13 protein-coding genes are annotated in these 21,948 nt (G+C 59.8%); 11 read left to right on the forward strand and 2 right to left on the reverse strand.

Annotation, left to right across the window (positions count from 1 at the left end; translation table 11 throughout):
* The first annotated feature begins 53 nt into the window (after positions 1-53).
* Together DX909_RS08935 and DX909_RS08940 are read left to right on the forward strand one after the other, a co-directional pair.
* Positions 54-596, forward strand: coding sequence for a hypothetical protein (locus DX909_RS08935; RefSeq protein ID WP_128544794.1), 543 nt, complete (start codon positions 54-56; stop codon positions 594-596).
* A gap of 99 nt (positions 597-695) precedes the next feature.
* Positions 696-1,589: a bestrophin family protein gene (locus DX909_RS08940; RefSeq protein ID WP_128544795.1), complete on the forward strand. Its 894-nt coding sequence runs from the start codon at positions 696-698 to the stop codon at positions 1,587-1,589.
* A 37-nt stretch (positions 1,590-1,626) separates the two neighbouring features.
* On the opposite strand, the gene DX909_RS08945 is transcribed toward DX909_RS08940, so the two are convergent.
* On the reverse strand, positions 1,627-2,172 hold the full coding sequence (locus DX909_RS08945; RefSeq protein WP_229310995.1) for a cupin domain-containing protein: 546 nt from the start codon (positions 2,170-2,172) through the stop codon (positions 1,627-1,629).
* 61 nt (positions 2,173-2,233) lie between these two features.
* Here DX909_RS08945 and DX909_RS08950 point away from each other — a divergent pair, with 61 nt between their 5' ends.
* The 3 genes from DX909_RS08950 to DX909_RS08960 all read left to right on the forward strand — a co-directional run bounded on the left by DX909_RS08950 (position 2,234) and on the right by DX909_RS08960 (position 7,658).
* A complete protein-coding gene (locus DX909_RS08950) occupies positions 2,234-2,842 on the forward strand; it encodes a TetR/AcrR family transcriptional regulator (protein ID WP_164851233.1) in 609 nt (202 codons plus the stop codon).
* Positions 2,843-3,149: 307 nt separating this feature from the next.
* Positions 3,150-5,924, forward strand: a complete 2,775-nt coding sequence (locus DX909_RS08955; RefSeq protein ID WP_128544798.1) for a S8 family serine peptidase — start codon at positions 3,150-3,152, stop codon at positions 5,922-5,924.
* A gap of 24 nt (positions 5,925-5,948) precedes the next feature.
* Positions 5,949-7,658: an amidohydrolase family protein gene (locus DX909_RS08960; protein WP_128544799.1), complete on the forward strand. Its 1,710-nt coding sequence runs from the start codon at positions 5,949-5,951 to the stop codon at positions 7,656-7,658.
* A gap of 25 nt (positions 7,659-7,683) precedes the next feature.
* On the opposite strand, the gene DX909_RS08965 is transcribed toward DX909_RS08960, so the two are convergent.
* Positions 7,684-8,577 carry an O-fucosyltransferase family protein gene (locus tag DX909_RS08965; RefSeq protein ID WP_206512978.1) on the reverse strand — a complete coding sequence of 298 codons (894 nt, stop codon included), beginning with the start codon at positions 8,575-8,577 and terminating at the stop codon, positions 7,684-7,686.
* A gap of 293 nt (positions 8,578-8,870) precedes the next feature.
* Between DX909_RS08965 and DX909_RS08970 the strand changes: the two genes are divergently transcribed.
* The 6 genes from DX909_RS08970 to DX909_RS08995 are packed head-to-tail and all read left to right on the forward strand — an operon-like array spanning position 8,871 to position 21,937.
* Entirely contained in the window at positions 8,871-9,875 is a 1,005-nt protein-coding gene (locus DX909_RS08970) for a peptidoglycan-binding domain-containing protein (RefSeq protein ID WP_128544801.1), read from the forward strand.
* 19 nt (positions 9,876-9,894) lie between these two features.
* A complete protein-coding gene (locus DX909_RS29490; protein ID WP_164851234.1) occupies positions 9,895-12,588 on the forward strand; it encodes a hypothetical protein in 2,694 nt (897 codons plus the stop codon).
* A gap of 33 nt (positions 12,589-12,621) precedes the next feature.
* Positions 12,622-15,111 (forward strand): hypothetical protein, encoded by a 2,490-nt coding sequence (locus tag DX909_RS08980; RefSeq protein WP_128544802.1) that lies wholly within the window; start codon positions 12,622-12,624, stop codon positions 15,109-15,111.
* Positions 15,112-15,133: 22 nt separating this feature from the next.
* Positions 15,134-17,356 (forward strand): hypothetical protein, encoded by a 2,223-nt coding sequence (locus DX909_RS08985; protein ID WP_128544803.1) that lies wholly within the window; start codon positions 15,134-15,136, stop codon positions 17,354-17,356.
* Between the two features lie 20 nt (positions 17,357-17,376).
* Entirely contained in the window at positions 17,377-19,659 is a 2,283-nt protein-coding gene (locus DX909_RS08990) for a hypothetical protein (RefSeq protein ID WP_128544804.1), read from the forward strand.
* A 37-nt stretch (positions 19,660-19,696) separates the two neighbouring features.
* A complete protein-coding gene (locus DX909_RS08995; RefSeq protein ID WP_128544805.1) occupies positions 19,697-21,937 on the forward strand; it encodes a hypothetical protein in 2,241 nt (746 codons plus the stop codon).
* Positions 21,938-21,948 lie beyond the last annotated feature (11 nt).

Genomic DNA, 21,948 nt, shown 5'->3' on the forward strand with positions numbered 1-21,948 from the left:
AAAAACGCAAATATCCTACCTTTTTCGGTAGGTTTAACAAAAACTGATTAACCATGAAGCCGCCCTGTTCCGTCTTCCGCCCCGCCCCTGCCCCGGACTATCTCGGGCACCTGCGCCGGGTAACCGGCTACCGGACCGGCCGGTGGACGGAGGAGCCGGTAGCTTTAGGGGAAGAAATGGCCTACACCCGCTCGTTGGTCTTTTTGTTGCAGGTCCACGGATTCCACTCCCTGCGGCTGCATCGGTCCGCCGAGGTGGGGACCGACGCCTTCCGGCTTCTACCGTTCACCCTTCAATCCCTGCTGGAAACGATGATCCTGCCGGGCTACCGGCCGGGTCCGGAGCCGACGGTGATGAAGGTAACCCTGGGCTCGGAAGGGGACGAAACCGGGGAAGGCGGCTCGCCTTCCTGCCTACGGGCGGAAGGCCCCTATCTGACGGTTAGCTGGCGGGAATTGGGGGAGAAGCCGGTGTTGGCGGAAAACCTCCGGCAGCGGTATGCGCAGTTGACGGGCCGCCCGATCCTGGTCCGGGAACAGGATTCCGGCCGAATTATTCAGATTCCGTTGCTGACTGGCGAATTTCGGTATTTATAGGGTGGATGGGGCCTTCTTCCGGGATCGCGGTCCGGCCGGGTCGTGCGGCCCAAACAATCCCGGACAGGCCCGGGTTATTTCCGTAAACCGCCCGTTTCCATGTTATTAGACCGAAAGATCTCCTTTGCCTATATCTTCAATAAGGTAAAGGTCGACCTCCTCATTGTGCTCCTGATCGGGTTGATCACGAATCTCCTGACCGTTTTCTTCCGGGGCTACTTGCCGGAAATGCCGCTGACCATCCCCACCTTCCTCGGTACGGCCATCTCCATTCTGCTGTCGTTCAAGATGAACCAGTCGTATGACCGCTGGTGGGAGGCCCGGAAAGTGTGGGGAGCCATCGTCAATGATTCCCGGAGTTTCGTGATTCAGCTCCAGTCTTTTCTGGACGACGGCGATCCTGCCGTCATCCGGAAGCTGGCCTATCGTCAGATTGCCTGGTGTTACTCGCTCGGCCAGTCGCTGCGGGGTCAGGACCCGGTGGAAGGCATCGGGCCGCTGCTGTCGGAAACCGACCGGACGGCCATCTCCGGCCATGTCAACAAACCGCTGGCCATTCTGCAGCTGAACGCCGGAGACATCCGGAACCTCCGGCAGAGCAGCGCCATCGACGTCTTCCGGCACGTCCAGCTGGACCAGACGCTGGTGCGGTTCTGCGACTCGATGGGTAAGGCCGAACGCATCAACGGGACCGTATTTCCCTCCACCTACCGCCACTTTCTGCACTTCATCATCTACCTTTTTGTGGTTTCGCTTTCCATTTCGCTGAAGAATGTGCAGATGATTTTTGAAATACCGCTTCTGCTGGCCATTTCAGCCGGTTTTTTCCTGATCGAAAAAAGCGCCCTGCACCTTCAGGACCCCTTCCGCAACCGCCCCAGCGACGTATCCGTGACGGCCATTGCCCGCACCATCGACATCAATATCCGGCAGCTGCTGGGTGAGAAGGAGGTTCCCGAGCCGGTCAAACCGGATGAATTTTACATTCTGTAGGCTCCGACGCGCGGCCCGGTCACCGGCGGGAACGGAATTACTTCAACGGGGCCGGGGCGTCGGCGAAGTGCCGGTATTTGCCCAGCAACCGCCCGATCCAGTACGTGATGGGTAAGACCACCTTCTTGACCAGGACCGGTATTTCGGCCATATCGTATTCGCGGGCGTAGCGCGTCATCAGAAAGGCGGCATCGAAGGCTTCGGGCTTTTCGCTCCCGGATTTGTTCTGGGCCGCATAGATTCCCGAAAGAAAATAGACGATGCTGTTGGCGGGCTGAATCCAGCCCCGGCAGGTCAGCGGCTCCTCGCCGGCGTTCCAGAACCGGTGCGGCACCCCGCGCCGGAACACCACCTCTTCGCCGACTCCGGCGTACTGCACCTCCTGGCCCTGTACCTGGTAACCCATCTTCCCGCTGACCACCGTCAGCCCTTCATCCTGACGAAAATGGGTGTGCATCGGCGGGCCGGACCGGGGCTTCACCCAGTTTTCAACCAGGACTTTCTCTCCTTCCGGCCCGGGCTCGACGCCGAGGAAGGTAATTTTTTCTCCCTGGCAATTCTGAATCGTGTGTGGATAGACCATGTTCATTTCGTTTCTTGTTTCTCCAAAAGTAGCCGGTTTAGGACATTGTCCAAATTCAAGTATGACCAGAGAGGAAAAAATCGTCGATAAAGCGTTGGAAATGTTCAATGAACGGGGAATCGAGTACGTCGGGCTGCGGGAGCTGGCGGCTGCGCTGGGCATCCGGGTCGGCAACCTCACCTACTATTTCCCGACGAAGGACGATCTGGTGAACCGCCTGGCGCAGGACCTTTCCCGACTGAACGACCAGCTGGGCGGAGCCGCAACCCCCGACCTTTTTTCGTTTCTGGAGCGGTTCAGAAAAGTCTGCGAGCATCAGATCCGATACCGCTGCCTGCTCCTGAGCGTGGTTCACCTGATGGAACGGAACCGGGTGCTTTCCGAAACCTATAAGGAAACCGAAAAAAAACGTTTCGGGTCCATCGTGGGCGGCCTGTCGGCGCTCCGGCAGGCAGGGTATCTGAACCCCGACGCGGACACCGGGTTTCTGGTATCCGTTTTTACCCTCACGGCCCGTTTCTGGATTTCCGAAGCCAGCATTTCCTTCCGGCACCTGAGCCCCCGGGAACACATTCACCATTATGCCGCCCTGGTCGCCAAACTGTTCCTTCCCTATGCCACCGAAAAAGGAAGGGAGGATATCCGGCGGTTCATTAACGGCCTGTCATAATACCAGATGTTCCCTTATTCTCCGAACCGGGTCAAAAATAGCGAATAGCGTCTATTCAGGACGACCGTCGAACAAGAAATCGGGCCTTTCTTTTTTATTCAAAAAGCCATTTAAAAGGGAAATAAAAAATCATTTTCCGTTCAATAAATAACCTGATACTCCTTTCTTTAAAACCGCTACTTTAACCGCATCAAATTAAATTAACCGGGCGCTTTCATCCGATTTAAATACCCGGCCCTACTGCCTCTGTTCTTTTTTCGCTTCCCACTCAATTTAGCCGTTTTGTTTCATACAAACCGATCTGGCCGTGGCAGACATTTCCTTTTTTGAATCCGCGAGGACCCGCCTTCGGGACCAGGCTTATGCCAACTTCGTCGCGCATCGCTCGGAGATCGAGCGCGTGGGATACGGTATTCAGCAAAACCGCAGCGGGCAGCTGCCGCTCAGCCACATCACCAACGACATCGACCGGCTGTCGAAACGCATCGCCCGCGAGGGCATGCAGGTGGAAAAAGCCCTGGAGCGCATTAACAACGTGCCCAATTTTCAGGATGTATCCGTCATCCGGAAAATCCTGCGGAACTCGTCCAGCGTGTGCCGGATCGTCATTCAGACGTCCTTCGGAAACAGCGGTTACGGAACCGGTTTTCTGATCAGTCCGCAGGTGCTGCTGACGAACCACCACGTGCTGCCGGACGTCGAAACCGCCCTGCGCTCGGAGGCCCAGTTCGGCTATGAACTGGATGAAAACGGCCATATTCAGTCGCCGATTTCCTTCCGGCTCCGGCCCGACCGGTTCTTCCTGACCTCGCCGTATGAAACGCATCCGGAGGTGCCCTACAGCGGCCGGGACTTCACGATGGTGGCCGTCGAGCCGACGGGAACCGAAGGGGCGTCCCTGGACCAGTTCGGTTATATCCGGATGGACAGCTCCCTCGGCAAGATCATCGAAGGGGAAAACTGCGTCGTTATCCAGCACCCCAAAGGAGATTATAAAAAGCTGGTTCTCCGGGACATCCGACTGATTACGCTGACCGAGAACTTCCTCATTTACGAGTCCGACACGCTGCCCGGCTCGTCCGGGAGCGCCGTGCTGGGCTTGGGTACGGGCGTCATCGTGGCGCTCCACCACAGCTCCATCCCGCGCAAGGACGCGGCCGGCAACTGGCTCCGGAAAGACGGCAGCCCCGTGCAGCCCGACGACCCCGACGAGCTGATCGACTGGATCGGCAACGAGGGCGTCCGGGTGAGCTGCATCGTGGAAGCCTTCAATAAACTGCCCGTTCCGGACGCCATGCAGCCCTACCGCCGTCAAATCATCGAAGCCCAAACTTCCTCCCTTCCGACTATGAACGCTCCCATCTCCCATACCGCTCCCATCCCTCCGGCGGCCCTCCCGGCCGAATCGACCCTGACCGCCCACACGGGCACCGAATCGACCGCCGGTCTCCAGTATTTCGAGGTGGTCCTGACCAGCCAGCCCACGCTGCTCGACGACTGGGAACAGAAAGCCGCCCTGCTGGTCGAAGGACTGGTCGAGGATCACCCCCTGATCCCGCATTCGTTCGATCCGTACATCCGCCGGATGCGGTACGTCTCCGTCCGCACCGCCCGCAACCCCTGGGAACAGGCTGCTTTCATGGAAAGCCTGCCGCACATCGAGAGCTGCAAACCGGACCTGGAGATGCTCACCGACATCGGCCTGACCGACTCCGACGCGCCCACCCGGCAGGGTCCGCAGGAATCGGAACTGATTTACAATGAGGGCACGGCGGCCTGGAACGAGGAAAAATTCCTGAAGGACTTCGGGCAGGCCGGCTGGGTGCAGAAAGCCAAAAAAGTACGGGCCGACTACTACCGCTGGTGGAACTGGCTGGCCGTCAACTGCCCCGCCGATGGGAACCGGACCGGAAAAGACTGGGACGCCATCCGGCAGAATCTGGCGAGTCTGCGCTTCGTGCAGCTCGACACCGGCTATTCCTCCCATTCCAAGGTCTTTTCGGGCGTCGACACCGATAAGGATTTCGACTTCATCGACTCGGATGCCGACGCCCGCGACCTGATGGACCGGCTGCTGCTGAAACACCCCGGCCACGGCACCCGCACCGGCAGCCTGGCCGTGGGCGGGACGCTGGCCGCCGACCCCCGGCGGCTCGACGGCAACGGCGGCCTGCTCAACTTTGGAGGTCAGGTCCCCGCCCGGCTCATCCCCTACCGGATCTCCAAATCGGTCATTTTGCTGGGGCGCGGCAAACAGCTGGTGGATGCGGCCGGATACGCCATTCGCAGCCAGGCCGACGTGATGTTCATGTGCATGGGCACCTATCCACGGGCGATGTTTGCGGCCATTGCCCGGGAAGCCTACGAAAACGGCGTCATCTGGGTGTGTGCCGCCGGCAACGAGGTGGAAGTGGTGGTGGCCCCGGCCGTCTATCCCGGCACCATCGCCGTGGCCGCGGTCAATCCCGCCGACCAGCCCTGGAAAGGCAGCAGCAACGGGCCGATGGTGGACATTGCGGCCCCGGGTGAAAGCGTGTATGTGCCCTTCATCGACAAGCAGGGCAACGAAATCATGGTCTACGGCGACGGCACCAGCTATGCCACCCCGCACGTGGCCTCGGCCGCCATGCTCTGGAAAGCCCGGCACCTCGACGCTCTGAGCCAATACGACTTTCCCTGGCAGATCGTCGAAGCCTTCCGCTTCTGCCTGAAGCAGTCGGCCCGGACTCCGGACGGCTGGCGGACCGATCGGTATGGCGCCGGTATTCTGGACGTGGAGAAGCTGCTGACCCTGCCGCTGCCGAAGAAAGCCGAGCTGAAACACGCCTATGCGGCTTCCGACCCCGAACCCTCCAAAGACCTCGGCGTGGTGGAAGCCGTCCATTTCGTCTGGAACATCCTGCGGAGAAAAGCCAAACGGGGGCCGACGGAGAGCTTCCCCGCTTCCTTTTCCCTGACGCCCCGGGGGCAGCTGGCCCTTCAGGCATTTACGGCCGGCACGCAGGCCCGGGCTTACGAAGCCGCCGGTTTCGGCGACCAGATCGGCCAGGAGGCCCTGCTCCGGGAATATTTCAATCAGTAGTCCGAAACTCTTTCTCCTACGACCATGTCGACGGCTCCCCAATATTTCGACTTTCATTTTCATCCCGCCTTCAAGCAGTTCATCTGCCAGTTCGAACCTGCCTATCCCTCCACCCGGGACGTTCGTTCGCTGTTGAAACCGATCGACCTGAAAAACCCGATCACCGATTTTCTGGAGGAGGAGTTTCTGCATATTCTGGAAAGCCAGGCCTGTCTGGAACAACTCAGCGCGGGCAAACTGATGCTGGGCATCGCCAATGTGGCTGCCATCGAGCGGATGTTTGCCGAAAAGGAGGGCCTGTTTGGGAAGGTGCTCAACTCGCAGTTTCTGACCAAACCGGTCGATCAGACTTACTTTAGTAAAATCCGGGAGGGCAAAATCTCTTATTATCAGCTGTTTATCCGGGAACTGAACCACTATAAACGACTGCGGGACGGCGGACAGATCACGATTTTGAGCCGGAAAAATCCCGGTATGCTGGACGCGCCCGGTGCGCTGACCCACGTCGCCATGGCGATGGAAGGGGGCCACAGCCTCTGCCGGACCTTGATCGGCCAGCCGGGAAAACCCGACGAGATGACGGTCAGCGGCTCGCCGGAAGATGAGCCGATTGCAAAAGATTTCCAGGACCATCCGGTGTTGAGCCCGGCCCTGAGCCTCGAACACCTGCAGACGGCCATGTGGGCCGAGAACATGGACCTGTTCTCGATGGTGCTCACCCATCTGTCGCACATCCCGGAGCAGCTGCTGGCGACCCATGCCTACGGGATGAAGATGCTGAAGGACGAGGCCATCTTCCCCATTGGCGACGGCCTGACGAATGCCGGTAAACAGGTGATCGACAAGGCCTACTCGATTCAGGTCGGCGGGGCCGACGCGCCCGTGCTGATCGACATCAAGCACATGGGACTGAAATCCCGGCTGGACTTTTACGCCCATCGGAGGCTGAAAGGCCACACCCTGCCCATCATCGCCAGCCACATGGGCGTCTCGGGCTATTCGCTCGACGAATGGAAAGGCGCGCTGGAAGAAGCTCACATCGTGCGGCTGAAGGCCAGCAACACACCCGTGGTCAAAATCACCACCAGCCGGCGGGTGGCCGGCGACTGGGGCGCCACCAACAAAACCTTCACCTTCAACCCCTGGACGATCAACCTCCTGGACGAGGACATCGAAGAGGTGCTGAACAGCAACGGGCTGATCGGCATCAGTCTGGACGTGCGCATCCTGGGCTGGCAGAACGTGCTCGGCAAGGGCGAAAAAGAGGAATTCATGTCGGCGGAGGAGTTCCGGTTTCTGTTTCCGGAGCAGTTCAAAAAGCTGAGTTCGGAACCCATGGCGGCCCCCGAATCCTTCCTGCTGCCGACGAAGGAGGAACGCCACCCGCTGTCGCTCTGCTTCAACCTGCTGCACGTGGTTTCGGCCGGCCGCATCCGAACCGACAAAGACCCCTGGAAACACATCACGATCGGCAGCGATTTCGATGGGCTGATCAACCCCCTGATCAACTGCCGCGACGCCAGCCGGATGGGCAACCTCGAAAATCTGCTGTTCCGCTGGCTGCCGGTGGCCGAGGAACGTTACCGCCGGGAAAACGGCGGAGGCCGGCTGCTGAAGGTGACGCCCCAGGGCGAAGTGGACGAGGATAATTTACGGCGTCTGATCCGGGATGTGCTGTACGAAAACGGAAAGGCTTTTCTGACCAACTGGCTGAAAGGCAGCCCGGGACGATGAGCCCGGGCGCCGTCCCGGCCGCGGCTTACCGAATGAGGATGTCGTCGCACTGGTCCTGGCCCTGCACGCACAGCCAGTGCGGGTGGTTGCCTTCCTCGAATTCCACGTCGAGTTCGCGGCCGGTTTCGTGGAAAAGAACGCGCGTATGCAGCCGGGGCGAATATACCCTGGCATTCCCGAGAAAGCACGCCCACCAGCTGAACGAGGAATTGGCCCGGAACACCGCTTTGGCGAACATCAGCTTCAGGAAGTCGGGAAACCAGGAGAAAAACACCTCCGGAACCGGCGTGGCCCCGACCGGGTAGGACCAGTGATCGGGGTAACGGCGTGAGGGGATTCCGAGGGAACCGGTTTTGTCGTCCGTTACCCATTCGATGGTTTTGGGGTCGTAGCCGTACTTCCGGAACGCCTTTTCGTAGGACGCCCGGGAGAGCACCGAGTACCCCTGGTTCGTATGGTTTTTGGCGTCGGCGATGTCGTCGCGCCGGAGATGGGCGACCGTGTACGTCCCCTGCCGGTCTTCCAGCCGGCGGTACAGGTCCGATTGTCGTACCTGCTCCGAAAACCGGAAATAGGTTTCCCGCATCCGCTCGGCCGAGTACTTCCCGAAGATGTGGGGGTGGAAACAGCACAGGCTGTCGATGCAGACGTTCACCCGGCCGTATTCGTCCGGATTGTCCGGATTCATGTATTCGATCTGATCGCCGGTCCGCTGGTTGAACCGGTGGACGGCCGCCATCCGGGCGTCGATGTGGTCGAAGGGCGGAATGCTCTGGTTGAGATACAGGCGCAGTTCGTCGTCGTCGATGATCCGGTGAACGCGGTTTTCAAACAGCACATCACCCTCCCAGTGGGAAGGCAGCCAGACCTCCAGACCGAACGTTTCGGCATAGTGCCGGAGAAAGGCGTAGGTAAACATCCGGTTTCCAAAACGCCCGTTCCAGTGCATCAGTACAATTTTATTTCGATTTGCCGCCGGCATATATCTGAAGATTTAAATGTTTGCAAGCTTCATATAAATGCAACATCAAGTAAGTTATTCCACTGAATAAGCCGACTACCGATAAATAAAAACCATAGTGGATTAACAAGACCCATTCACAAACTTAGCCCACAGCTAAGGCGGACTAACCTGAATCGGGTAATTGATTTTACCCCTCCGTTTTTCGGATTGGAAGGAAACAATTGTCGAACGTCATTCAACCAAATTGTATGACTATCTCAGGAGCGCTACTCAACGTTTTATGCCGCCGTTATCGATTTGTTATCGACGAATCGGTGCCGGTTTTATTTGCCGTTCGGAGCGCTCTTCCGGTGGAGATAATGCGGGGAAATTTCACGGTTTCCGGCACGTTTAAATCCGCTCATCCGGTCCGCCCGGTTCGTCTGAATTATCAAACCGTTCGGTGTACGGTCGGCATCTGGATTCCGTCGTCCGGGGAGGTTGCGCTTTTTCCAGGCAGCACGGTTCCCTCCGCTGCCTACGTCTACCGCCACCCCGATTCCCGGGCGACCTTCAACATTCTGAAGCCGGGTCTGTACCGACTGAAACGCGGCCTTCACCCCCGCAGCGAACGGGGCTTCCAGCGGCACCCGGCTTTTCTGATGGACGGTTACGGACTCGTCGAAGTGCCCGGCCTGGTCAAAGCCGGCCGAACCGCCCGCTTCGACTTTCGGAAAGTACAGTATAAAGTGATGCTGCCCGGCGACAACCTCCATGCCGCCCGCACGGAGCCGGAAGCGGGTCAGGACTCCCGGCAAAATTGCCTCGCGTCGCTGCGGCTTCCCTACAGCAGTTCGGGCTGCATCACCGTCACCGGCCAGCCGGCTCCCTACGTCCGCAACCCCACCGCCGACTCGGGCTGGAACTGCTGGATGCACTTTTCGGACCTGCTCGACCGCCCGGCTTTCCGGTCCGGGCAGTATGACCTGCTGCTTTTCGACGATTCGGACCTGGCCGGGGAACACCCGTCGGCCTCCGGGGGTAGCCTTCGGTACGGCTCCACGGGGCCGGACGTCGCCCGGGTTCAGAAGATCCTGGGTTCCGTCCTGAACGGGAAGACCGGCCGGCCCTTTTACGAAGGACCCGCCGACGGGTCCTTCACGGGAGCCACCGCATCCGCTTACCTTCATTTTCAGGAGACATTCACCCGCGGCCCCCTGACCGGCCAGGTCGACCTGCGCCCGTTTCTGAACGCAACCAAACACTTCCGATAACCCTTAACCAGGCCACCCCATGTTGACGATCGACCACCAGCAAACGGTAAACGGGATCACTGTCTACCGTGATTTTCAGGACCACTCCCAATATTACTACCTGCCCGCCGAAAAGGTGAAAATTGCCAACAACGGAAAGGGCATTCAGTTTGTCGCCTATATCGACGGGGAAGTGGTCGAAAACACGCAGCCTGAATTTAACGACGATCTGAACCGGACGGGCGGCTTTCTGACGCTGGAAGTCGAACTGGGGCCGGACGAGACGGAGGTGGAAGCCGTCCGGCAGAAACTCGAATCGGAGGCCGGCAGCGTACGGCTGACCCAGGTGCCCTTCAAAGACGGGGCCGTCAAGCTCGTGATGTTCGGAAGTACCGGGGGCGACCCGAACTCGCCGGTCAAGTTTACGGTGGCCGGCTCGACCAAGCCGTCCCTGATCGGGAAGCAGACGGCGGTTTTCTCGCTCCAGCTCGGCGGTAAGGAGGCCCAGATCATGTGGAACCTGCTGAAGAACGGGTCCCAGACCCAGGTCGGCGTCGTCTATGACCTCGAATACCTCGGCGTCATGCCCGCCTATCACCTCGAAATCACCATCGATTTCAAGGCGACGGAGGAGTTCTGGCAGCACCACATCGACGCCGACTTCAACCTCGATGCGGGTTCGCTCAAGATCGTTTCGAACAACGACATCGACCTGATCATGCGCGATCTGGTCAACCGGGGCGCCATCACCGTCAAACAGGTCGATTTTACGGGAACCGGTTCCTCCGGCCCCCTGGGTTCCGACGATCCGAGCGCGATGAAGCTGGTGCGCGAGCTGATGTCGCCCACCCTGTTCGACGTGACGGCCATTCCGCGGGAGGACTACAACGTGCTGGGAAGCACCCTGCCCAGCCAGCGGGATTCGGAGGGCGGGGCCTCCAGCCCGACGACGCCGACCTCGCCCCGGCCCACGCCCACGACGCCAACCTCCCCGACTCCGACCACGCCCACCACGCCGACCTCGCCCACTCCGGCCACCAACACCGGCACGGCCACGCCGACCGGCACCCCGCCACCGACGCCGACTTCCACGGCCACGCCGACGCCCACCCCGCCGAGCAACGACGGCGGAAACGAAACGCCCGTCCCCACGCCGACCACCGAAACCCCGCCCCGGGTAACTCCGACCACGCCGACCTCCCCCCGGCCCACCCCGACGACCCCAACGAGTCCGACGCCGACCTCCCCGACCCCGACCAGCCCGACGCCGACCTCACCGACGCCGACTTCGCCCACGCCGACCAGTCCGACGCCGACCTCCCCCGGCCCCAACACGCCGGAAAAGGTGACGACCAAGATTACCATCAATGCCGGGTATTCGCTGAAACACCGGTCGATTTCCCAGCAGATGAAACGGACGTACATCTTCGACAAGGCGGAAGCCAAGACGCAGGCCTACCACCCGGCGGGTGCCCTGAGCCTCGAAGGCACGGCTTTCGATGCGTCCAAACAGGTCATGCTGGTGCGGCTGGGCGAAGGGCCGTTCAAGGAGATCGAGCTGGACGTGCGGGCGGCCTTCGATTTCGACGAGTTCCAGATACTCCAGGCCATCGTTCATATTTCCTACGGCTTCCGCGACCGGCAGGGCGACAAAACCAACCCGCTGCATCTGCACAGCATCACCCTGAGTCCGACCGAGTCCCGCACGAAGATCAAGTTCTTCGTCGATCCGTTCGGCACGATGACCTTCGATTACACCGTAGAGTTCATTCACAAACCCGGCTCGATCATCGGAACGCACGAAACCCGCATCAGCTCCCGGCGGTTCGAGAACGTCACCGAGCGGGATATCGCCGTCAACATCTCGGATCATTCCCCGCTGATTCCCATTGAAATTCAGCCCGGTAACATCATCTTCTCCAACGACGGCATCCAGTCGGTACAGGTGTTCGTGGCCCCTAAAAAGGACACCAACGGCCGCACCGTCATCTTTAAGGACGGCTGCTCGGAGCTGAAGAAATTCCTGATCGCGCCGGCCGTCGAGGACCAGTACGTCTACTTCAAACGCCAGGAGTTCTTCTTCAGCGAAGACTCGATCAAGGAGGAATTCGACAATCAGAAGGATTCGCAGGTGATCGTGAACCGGCCGGAGACGCGCGTCCTGAACATCTCGCCCATCCTGGTCAACACCGCCGGTCTGCTGTCGAAAGCCATCGTGAAGGTCACCTACCGGAACGTGGAGGGCGAGGAGCTGATGAAAGCCTTAGTGCTGAACGCGGAGGCTGCGGCCACGCAGCAGAACTTCGCCATCATCGTCGAGGAGGAAGACCCCCGCATCTGGCGCGCCACCACCGAGTTCCTGCTCCGCAACGGCGAGATTCTGGAGGGCCTCGAACGCGAATACCGCATCGAACAGCCTCCGATCAGCCTCGAAAACAGCGGCCTGAAAGTCCTGAAAATCTCGACCTTGCTCGAAGCCGACACCTTCAGCGGCAACATCGCGGCCGTTCAGGTGCAGCTGTTCGAGAACGGCGGAAACGGCGCCCCGGCGCTCGAAACCGTCCTGCTGCGTCGATCCAAGATCGAAGATACCGTCGTGCTGAAAGGCGTCGACGTGGGCGATCCGCTCAGCGCCGTCGTCAACGTGATGAAGAAAACCGGCGAGGACGAAGTCCTGAACATCGTCGTGCCGGCCGGCTCTTCGGAGCTGCTGATTCCCATCCGAAACATCTGATTTTTATATCCAACCAATTAAATCCTTACCATTATGCTGATGCTGTTTCCAACCGTGAAGGTACCGGGCTTAGACGATATTGAGATTTTCCGGGATCATGAGAAAGCCGACACCTTCTATGCCCTGAGAGGCCGCCCGCGCATCGCGACCGACGAGAAGGGCACTCCGCAGCTGACGTTCAATTTCTTCTCCCGAAATGCGGACATCGCCTACGCCAGCAGCACGAACAAAGAACTGGTGGAGACCCAGCTGGGGCAGCTCCTCTTCACCACGGACCTTTCCATTTCGGAGGAAGAGCATACGAAAATCGTCGACTACCTGTCTTCGCTGGCCGAAAAGCCGAACCACCCCTTCGTCCGGCTGTACGGCCTGCTCCGGGGCGGCCGCTTCTTCATGCCCGTATCGCGCAACAATAAACCGATCATCAAACTCGGAACGCCCAATACCTGGAAGGAAGGCACCGCCAAACTGGAGCTGCTCGAAGGCCTCGGCGACACCTTCAAGAAACAGTCGAGCGCCGAAGTCCGACCGTCGCTGGTCGGGTCCAACTCGGCTTCGTTCTATGCCACCTTCGGCATCGAGGGCGCCCAGATCTATTACGACGCCCTGACGAAAGGCTTCTCCGGAGAAGGCGACAACCCGGACAACCTGACGCCCCTGCAGGCCATCGTGCGGTACGAACTGAAAGGCTACGCCTTCGTGCCGAATCTGGAGGTGACCGTGACGGCCAACTCCACGCAGATGTTCAACCAGATGCAGACCTACCAGGAAGACTACCGCAAGGAAAAACGGGGCACCTACAAGGTCGTCAGCGGCATCGGCTACCGCCGGACGACGGACTCGCGGAGCGTCACGGCCAGCAAGGAAGACATCGGCAAGATGATCGAGGACATGATCGACCGCAAGATCATCAACATCGAGATTACGGACTTCGGCGACGTGGCGGCCAACAGCGAGGAAATCAAGGAGATCGAAACCAACCTCCGCACCACGCTGATGGACACCATCATGACCACCATCCTGCCCAACTTCTTCCAGACGGCCTTTATCGGCGAGGAAAAGAAGGACGAAGGAACCGAAGGAGGAGCCGGCACCGGCAACGGCCAGCCCCGACCCAATCCCAACCTGGGCGTCAGCGATGCCGAACGCCAGCGCCCGACCGTGGATACGCACTATTATTTCCGCAACGAGGTCGACAAGACCAAAATCAGCAGCCTCTACTTCCACTTCAAGAAGAACGGCACGGTCGAATTCCGGCGGTATCCGAACGGAACGCTGATTACCCAGCTGACGGAAGACCAGCGGAAGCAGCTCGTGCGGAACATCGACGTCAGCAGCCCCGAAGTCCAGATTCTGGAGGTGCAGGTGGCCGTCAACGCCGACTTCCAGGCCGACAGCATCCACAGCATCATCGTCAACATCTCCTACAGCCAGCGGGATTTCAAAACCGGCATCGTCCGGCAGAACGCCAAATCGTTCGTCTACAAGAAAGGCGATGAAAGCTTCACGTTCCGGGTTACGATGGCCCGCAACGCCGAAGGCAAGCTGATCGACTTCTACAACGTCGAAGCCAAAATCTCGTACATCGGCACGGCCGCTTCGCCCCCGCCCATCGAGCTGAAGGACATCAGCGACCGGGCGCTCGTGATCTCCTACGACAAACTCGGCTTCATTACCGTCAACTGCCTGGCCGGCGACATCGACTGGACCCTCGTGAAGGAAGCCACCGTCAACCTGGAATACAAGGAGGTGCCCAACGAACCGGATACGAAGAAGGAAATCCGGCTCACCAAGGAAACCCCCAACGGCAACTGGCGGTGCTACATGTACGGCAAAAAAAGCAAGGAGTACAGCTATACCGTCAAGTACCTCTTTCAGGACGGACAGGAAGCCTTCAGCAAGCCCAAAACCGATACGAAAGGTACGCTGATGATCGACGACCTACTGACGGGCCGGATCAAAGCCTCCTTCGACATCATCATGGACACCAACACCGTCAAGACGGCCAAGGTGGAGGTACTCTATGAAGACACCGACCAGCGAATCAAGGAGGAATACTCGCACTGGTTCGAGGGAACCGATACCTGGGACTTCTCGATGCGGCTCCGCGACGGCGCCAAGGACAGCTTCAAATACCGGTATTTCGTTCAGTATAAGGACGATATCGTGACAACCTCGCCCTGGGTCGAATCCCGCACCGACGAAGACATCCCGCCGATCCACCTCCGCCGGTACCCCAACGTGCTGACCATCGACGGCGGCCTCCTCGACTGGAATACCTGGCAGGTGGTGTTCGTGCAGGTGAGCTACGACGAATCGACGTACTCGGTTCGGAAAAACATCCGGCTCGACGGCAACAATCCGTTCCAGACCTTCGAAGCGCTCTCCTTTACCCCGCAGGGCCAGCCGTTCAAATACTCGCTCCAGTTCGCCAAGCCGGGTAGCCCGCCAATCAGGATCAACGACCTGGAGAACTCGACGGGTCTGCTGATTCTCGAAGCACCCCAGGTCCCGCAACCCTGATCACTCCAACCGTCCAATCGCCATGGCAGGCATCGAAAACACCAAAATCCAGCCGCAGCTCTACATGCTGTCCACCGCAGCGATGTCCACCCGGATTTTCGTCGTTCAGCACAATCAGGTGAACGAGGTTCCGTCGGACGCCAACCGGGTCTACGTCGTCAACGGGCAGAAATTCGGGCAGCCCCGGTTCCGGATCAAAAAACGAAAAGGCGGCAGCGTCATCCCGGACTCCGACGCCTTCTGGTTCGTGAAGGACGCCACCACCGGTAAAACCACCCTGCACTGCATCGTCGAAGCCTTCCGGCCCGAGCCCGACGTGTTCCCGTTCACGATCCGGAACCAGCAGATCGAGGTGCAGTTTCAGGCCGGCGGCAAGACCGTCAAACAGCCGATGCAGATTACGGCCTCGCCCCTGATCAACGACATCAACATCCTTCAGGATCTGGTGGCCGAAACGGAAATCACGCCCGAAACCGTCCTGGACCTGGTCCGCGACCTGACCAAGTCGAACCTGACCGTCACCTTCCAGCTGACGATCCGGTCGGAGTTGTGGTTTCAGGTGATGACTTCCGGACCGGCGGAACAGGCCCGCCCCCGGGTCGGCATCGGGGCCAGTGATATGACGGACCTGACGCAACTGAAAGTGAGGCACATGTCGGCCGCCGGCCGGCCGTTCCTGGCCCAGGCCCAGATCCTCGCCCGGACCGACCATATCATTGCCGGCGACCGCGTCAGGGCGAGGCCCTGGGTCCGCGACCACCGGACGGGAAGCGGACCCATCGTCCGTGACCACCGCAATCAGACGCCCGGCCCCCGGCCCGAACCGCAGCCCCAGCCCGGCCCGCCGGCGAAGATCGACCTGATGCACGTGGAGATGGTGCAGTATACCAAAAAAGACCAGTCGGTTTTCGGGGAACTGCTGGCCGACACGGAAGTCAACGGCTTCGAGTGGACGTCGGTCAACCTCATCAAGGAGAACGGGCTGCAATACCCCATCTACTACAAACCGACGGCCCAGCCCGACGTCTTTTTCTTTCTGCCGCAGGTCTTCCGGATCAAGGCGAAGGAAAACAACGGAGAGCCGAAGATTTCCATCACGATGGTGGCCGGCGACGATCCCAACGATACGGCCAAATACCGCATCAACATCGGTATCACCCTGTTGCCGTATTACAATCCGAAGGCCAAGAAAGACCTCTACCGGACGCTCAACACGGCCACGACCGGTCTGGTCAAGTTCTGTGAACTGAGCCTCGGCGGCTACAAATCCGTCCGGTTCGAACTGCGGGACGCCTTCGCCGGGGAAAACGCCGTGTTCCGGGGAAAAATCAAGGAAGCCATCGAGACCATCGACCCCATCACGGGCTTTACCCTGTCGGTGGAATGTTCGCTCGAATCCTTCGATTTCTTCAAGCGCGAACTGTCGGACGGCGAGTGGGTCGTGGGCGACGCCGTGTTCGAACTGGTCACGGACGGCGACAATCCGGACCAGACCAAGTCGGTACGGATTCCGGTCGAGCTGGACATCCGGAAGCTGGTCGGGATTCCGGTCGGCATCGAAACCGTCGACTCCGGCCAGCCGGACGTGCCCATCACCGGCTTCCGGATCCACAACACGAACACCTTTCCGATCGTCGTCGGCGGGGCCGAGCTGACGCTGCTCTCCAAAATCGGAAGCACCGTTTACGATGCCGATTACGACATCGGGGTGCAGCGGGCCTGGCCGATCGAGATTCCCGAGCAGGGGAGCCAGGAAGTGCTGCTGCGGCAGGAAGACATCATGGACCTCACCGAACGGTTCTGGACCGAACTGTCCTGTGAACCGTTCGGGCTGTCGCTCAACACTACTCCCGAACAGGTGCTGTCGAAGGTGATCGACTATGCCACCGGCGACCCGCAGATCTGGCAGCTGGAGGTCAACTGTCCGCTCTTCGAGCGCTGGAACGAACTGGACGACGCCACCCTGGCGCCGTTCCGGCAGGTTCACCAGGTGATCGTGGAGATCAAAAACGAAGCCGGGGAGGTGTCCGCCGTTCAGCTGAGCAAGACCAAGCCGGTCGATTCGATCAAGATGGCGCGCAGCATCAAACAGATCCTGAACTCGCAGCAGCTGTCCAGTCGCAAGTACATGTACCGGGTCGGCACCGTCTACGTCCTCGACCCCACGTTCTGGACCGACTGGACCGAGCCGGAAACCACCTCGGGCAACTTCCTGATCATCCGACCTCAGAAACTGACGGTTTAACCTAACAAGAACCCTTTCCCATGATTACCATTCCGAGTGTATTGAATCATAAAAACGTGGTCGTCTTCCCCGACGATGAGGACTGCAACCTGTTCTACGCCCTGAAAACCAGTCCGGAAATCCGGGTCGAGAACGGCCAGCCCATCTTCAGCGGCCTCTTCTGGACCGACCGCGCCGACGGCTCCTCCGACAGCGTGGCCGGTCTGGCGGGCGGCTGGATCAACTTCGACGCGCACCTCGGCGTCAGCCAGGCCGTGCTGGACGAGATCGCCGGCAAGCTGAAAAGCGCCCAGGTGCAGGAAGACCGCCGGCGAATCCTGATCAAGAAGGAGAGGGAACGGCTGGGCCTCATCGCCAAAGCCCGGGGTGAAACCACCATCCCGGACCCCGACGTGCCGCCCGTCCGGGAAATCCGGTTCGGGGCCGTCAGCTTCACGGAAGGCACCGTCACGCTGCTCGAAGAAAAAGCCGGCGACCTCATTCCCTGGTCGTCGGCGGGCGGCCCGGCCAGCCTCATCGGCGACAACAATGCGGCTTTTGCCCTGCGGCTCAGCCCCACCGGCGCAGCCATCTGGTACAAGGCCCTGAAAGACGGCATCAAGGCCATCAGCATCCGGTATGACCTCAAATTCCAGATGCGGCTGCCCAGCCTCGAAATCCGGGCCTGGGCCGGCTCCACGCAGGAGAGCGAGATCAACCGGAAGGTCGACCGGGTGTGGCGCAATACCGATCAGGGCTGCTCCGACGCCGACGTGGAGCGCATCAACGTCTCGGAGGTGACCGAGAAGCTGGTGGAAGAAGGACTGATGAACATCGAAGTCCGGAAGGGTTCCTCGGAAATCTCCGACGAATACGTCAGCCAGCTCCGGAACATGGCCATGAAGCTGATCGAGGAGAAGGTGCGGGAAATCATCAAAAGCCGCATTCACGGCATGACCGAGGACGAACGGAAAAACTCCATGATCAAGGTGATGAAGGAGGAGGTCCGGTCGTTCGTCGAGCTGCGCTTCACGCAGGAGGACGTGGTCGAGTGGCAGATCGCCCCCCAGGGAACGATCATGAATTTTCTGGAAGGGATCTCCGAAAGCCGCAAACAGCACATCACCAAACTCGTCGACCTGAGCGTGCAGGAAGTGGAAACCATCACCCTGAGAACGTCCGTCGACGCGCCCTGGGACGAAGCGCCCTTCGTCAATGCCGTGAAAGTCAACGTCGAATACCCGGCTGCGGGCCAGCGCAACTCCGTGCTGTTCCAGAAAGGCACGGCCCCCGACGTCTGGCACTTCCGCCGGCCCAAAAAAGACGACGGCGTCGCCAAATATACCACGGAGGTCTTTTTCAGGGGCATCTCGCAGCCGGTGGTCCTGCCGCCCGAGTCGACCAATTCCGAAACCATCAACGTCAACATCGGGAAGCTGGGGCTGATCGACGCCGTCTTCAAACCGCACCCCATCCTGAGCTCGCTGACGGGCGCCAACGCCGTCACGGCCGTTCAGGTCGACGTCTCCTACAAAGAGGAAGGCGAACCGGGTCATTTCACGGATACCCTTCTTCTGAAGCTCGACAAGCCGGAGGGCGAACGCCTGACCCGCATCCTGGGCCGGGTCATCGACGCCCCGCTGGTGTACCGGGCCACCTACTTCTTCTCCGGCGGCAATACGCTCCAGATGGAGGAAAAGAAATACTACGTCACCGAGAGCAACCTCGTGAGCATCCTGATTGCCAGCCCCTACCAGGACACGATGGACCTGACGATCGAACTGCCGCAGCCGCCCGACAAGTCGGTGAAGAAAGTCATCGTCGAGGTCCGGTACGAGGATGCGGCCAACCAGTTCTCCAGCGTCGGCAAGGCTGAGCTGTCGGCCGACGACGACTGGGACCCGGCCCTGATCAAGATCGTCATGGTCGACAAAAAACAGTCGAAGTTCAAATACCAGTACCGGATCGTTTCCGACGATTCGATCGCGCGGAGTGCCCTGATCGACGGCGACGGCGAAGGGACGCTGATCCTGCCCATCTTCAAGGTCAACATCAACGCCGGGCAGCTTAAACTGGGCAGCGTCTACTCGAACGCCCTGCTGACGCTTCAGTATACCAACGGCACGGCCAAATCCAGCCGGGAGATTTTCCTGGACCCGGCCTCGGCCACCGGGGTGATCAGCTGGTACATTCCCCGCACGAGCGAAACCGACACTTCGTACAGTTATCAGCTGGCGCTGATTAAGGAAGACGGCAGTTCGGTGGAGACTTCGGGGACCAGCCAGGGCAGCTTCCTGATTCTGAAAGCGCCCGCCGTTTCCTGAGCCGCCGGATGTTCTACTTTGACGCCACCTTACCGCCATGCTGAGCTATAAGCCGCCTTTTCTGGAGTCGGGCCGCCTGGTCCTGTTCCGGGACGATACCGACTCCGAGACGTTCTACTACGTCTGCCTCCAGCCGTCCATCGTGCGGAATGCGGCCGGGGAGCCGAACCTGGAAGCCTACGCCATCCTGCCCGAATCCGGCATCGGAACCGAGACCGACAGCATCATGGAAGCCGGGCTGATGCTGGACGTCAGCCTGTCCGTCTCCCAGAAGGAACTGGAAGCGGCCGAAAAGGCCATCAAGGAGAAACTGGGCGCCAAACCCAGACTCCTGGCCCCGGCCCCGATTCATTCGGGGAAAGTGTACCTGATCATCGCGGCCGCCGGCGACGAACCCGATCCGAAGAAGTGGTTTGTCACCTCCGAGGTCACCCCTACTATTTTCGGCGCCAACACGGCCTCGCTGGTGGTGCGGGCCGTCGGCAACGACGCCAAACTGCTGATAGCCGCCCTGGACTCCGACACGATTGCCGCCGGCGTTCACTATGAACTGAAAATGCTCGGGATCGCGCCGGTTTTCAAGGCGTCCATGAACGTCCACTGGAGCAAGGTCTACCATCATTTCGAGAAGTTCGACAAGACCAACTTCATCTTCTTCACCGACGAGATCACGGCCGCCGTCGATCAGCTGAAGGAGTCGAGCGCCATCGAGATCGAGGTGCAGGAACTGGACCCCGACATCAAGAGCGAGGCCATGAAAAGCCTCCTCAACGAGCTGAAATCGGAGGTCGTCAAGCGGCTTTTTCAGCCGGCCTCCTCCCCGCTGAGCGCGTCCGAGAAGTGGGAGGACCGGCTGGCGGGCGGGGTCAGCCGTGTGCTGTCGTCCATTGCGCCGGGGGTGCATCACATCCGCCGGACCATCGACGAATCGCAGCTCAGCACCACGACGATCAACCTGTCGCAGCGCAACGTCAAGACTTACCCGCTCAATCCGCAGGCGCTGCTGCCCACGCTGATCCGGGCCGCCGGCGGCATCAAAGACCGCATCCGCTGGATCAAACTCGACGAAATTCCGTTCATCGACCAGAAGGTGGAAGTGCGGCTGTCGGCCGATACCTTCAAGAATTCGAACATCAAGTCGGTCGTGATCGAATGCCGGGTGGTGGATGCGGAGACGGAAGAGATCGTGGTGGAAAACAGCATCGTGTTCGACACCGACGACACGCTCCGCAACCACCTGAACTTCACCCGGCAGAAAGACCGGAAATACCGCTACGACTACCGGACGACCCTGTTCATGACGACCGATTCCCTGCGGCTGCCCGGCAAACTCGAACTGGACTGGCTTTCGGAAAACAGCCCCTACATCTACTTCAATTCGGCGGAATACTTCGAAGCCCGCGAACTGACCGTCGGCCTGGACGACACCAGCCTGTTCGGCCATGCTCACCTGATCGAGGCCCAACTGAACGTGCTGGACAAAAACGACCTGACGCCGGTGCTGAAACGGACGTTCCTGTTCCGGTCCGACGACAAGGCGCAGAAGGTGCTGTCCATCGTCACCAACAAAACCATCCCGCTCCGCTTCGACTTGAACCTGACCTATTTCCTGGCCGAAGCCAAAGAACACAAGGCGTCCTATACCGACCTCAGCTCGAATTTCTTCTTCATTCCGAACCCGTTCGAGAACAAATGGTCGGTCGATCTGCTCTGCACGGCCGACTGGACGAAAACCGGGAAGGTGATTCTGGAAGCGCGCATCACGGACGCCGAACGCGAAGACCCGCTGCTGCTGAAGTTCGACTTCAAAAGCGACTCGACCGAAAAAACGCTGGGCGTCGCCACCAGCCTCCGGACGCCCCGCGAAGCCTTCGAATACCGGGTGACGGTTCTGACGGCCGACGGGGCCGTGATTCAGGGGCCGTGGCAGCCGCACCAGGGACCGGTGCTGGTGGTGTCCGACCGGATCAGTGCCGAGCGGATCATCCGGGCCACGCTCACCCATTCGCCGGACTTCGACCGCAAATCCATCAAGCAGGTGAGCGTCGAGTTCGTCTACCATGACCCCGCCAACGGCATTCATCTCGAAAGCGAGCGGCTGCCGTTCCGCCGGATCGGCGATACCGTGGAGTTCCGCCATCCGATGCCGGATTTCAACCGCAAGGGCTTTCAGTACCGAAGCCGGGTCAAAGGACTGGGCGGAGAAGCGTACAAATCGGACTGGTTCGACGAAACCAGAGACAAAATCGAAATTACCATCCCGGATAATCTCTGGTAAATGAACGCTCG

Origin of the sequence: Larkinella soli (assembly GCF_003703975.1) — a bacterium.
Classification (GTDB): domain Bacteria; phylum Bacteroidota; class Bacteroidia; order Cytophagales; family Spirosomataceae; genus Larkinella; species Larkinella soli.

Bases quoted from the DNA above. Each gene is read 5' to 3' on its own strand.
- DX909_RS08935 (WP_128544794.1), top strand. From the start codon at position 54: ATGAAGCCGCCCTGTTCCGTCTTCCGCCCCGCCCCTGCCCCGGACTAT.
- DX909_RS08940 (WP_128544795.1), top strand. From the start codon at position 696: ATGTTATTAGACCGAAAGATCTCCTTTGCCTATATCTTCAATAAGGTA.
- DX909_RS08945 (WP_229310995.1), bottom strand. From the start codon at position 2,172: ATGGTCTATCCACACACGATTCAGAATTGCCAGGGAGAAAAAATTACC.
- DX909_RS08950 (WP_164851233.1), top strand. From the start codon at position 2,234: ATGACCAGAGAGGAAAAAATCGTCGATAAAGCGTTGGAAATGTTCAAT.
- DX909_RS08960 (WP_128544799.1), top strand. From the start codon at position 5,949: ATGTCGACGGCTCCCCAATATTTCGACTTTCATTTTCATCCCGCCTTC.
- DX909_RS08965 (WP_206512978.1), bottom strand. From the start codon at position 8,577: ATGTTTACCTACGCCTTTCTCCGGCACTATGCCGAAACGTTCGGTCTG.
- DX909_RS08970 (WP_128544801.1), top strand. From the start codon at position 8,871: ATGACTATCTCAGGAGCGCTACTCAACGTTTTATGCCGCCGTTATCGA.
- DX909_RS29490 (WP_164851234.1), top strand. From the start codon at position 9,895: ATGTTGACGATCGACCACCAGCAAACGGTAAACGGGATCACTGTCTAC.
- DX909_RS08980 (WP_128544802.1), top strand. From the start codon at position 12,622: ATGCTGATGCTGTTTCCAACCGTGAAGGTACCGGGCTTAGACGATATT.
- DX909_RS08985 (WP_128544803.1), top strand. From the start codon at position 15,134: ATGGCAGGCATCGAAAACACCAAAATCCAGCCGCAGCTCTACATGCTG.
- DX909_RS08990 (WP_128544804.1), top strand. From the start codon at position 17,377: ATGATTACCATTCCGAGTGTATTGAATCATAAAAACGTGGTCGTCTTC.
- DX909_RS08995 (WP_128544805.1), top strand. From the start codon at position 19,697: ATGCTGAGCTATAAGCCGCCTTTTCTGGAGTCGGGCCGCCTGGTCCTG.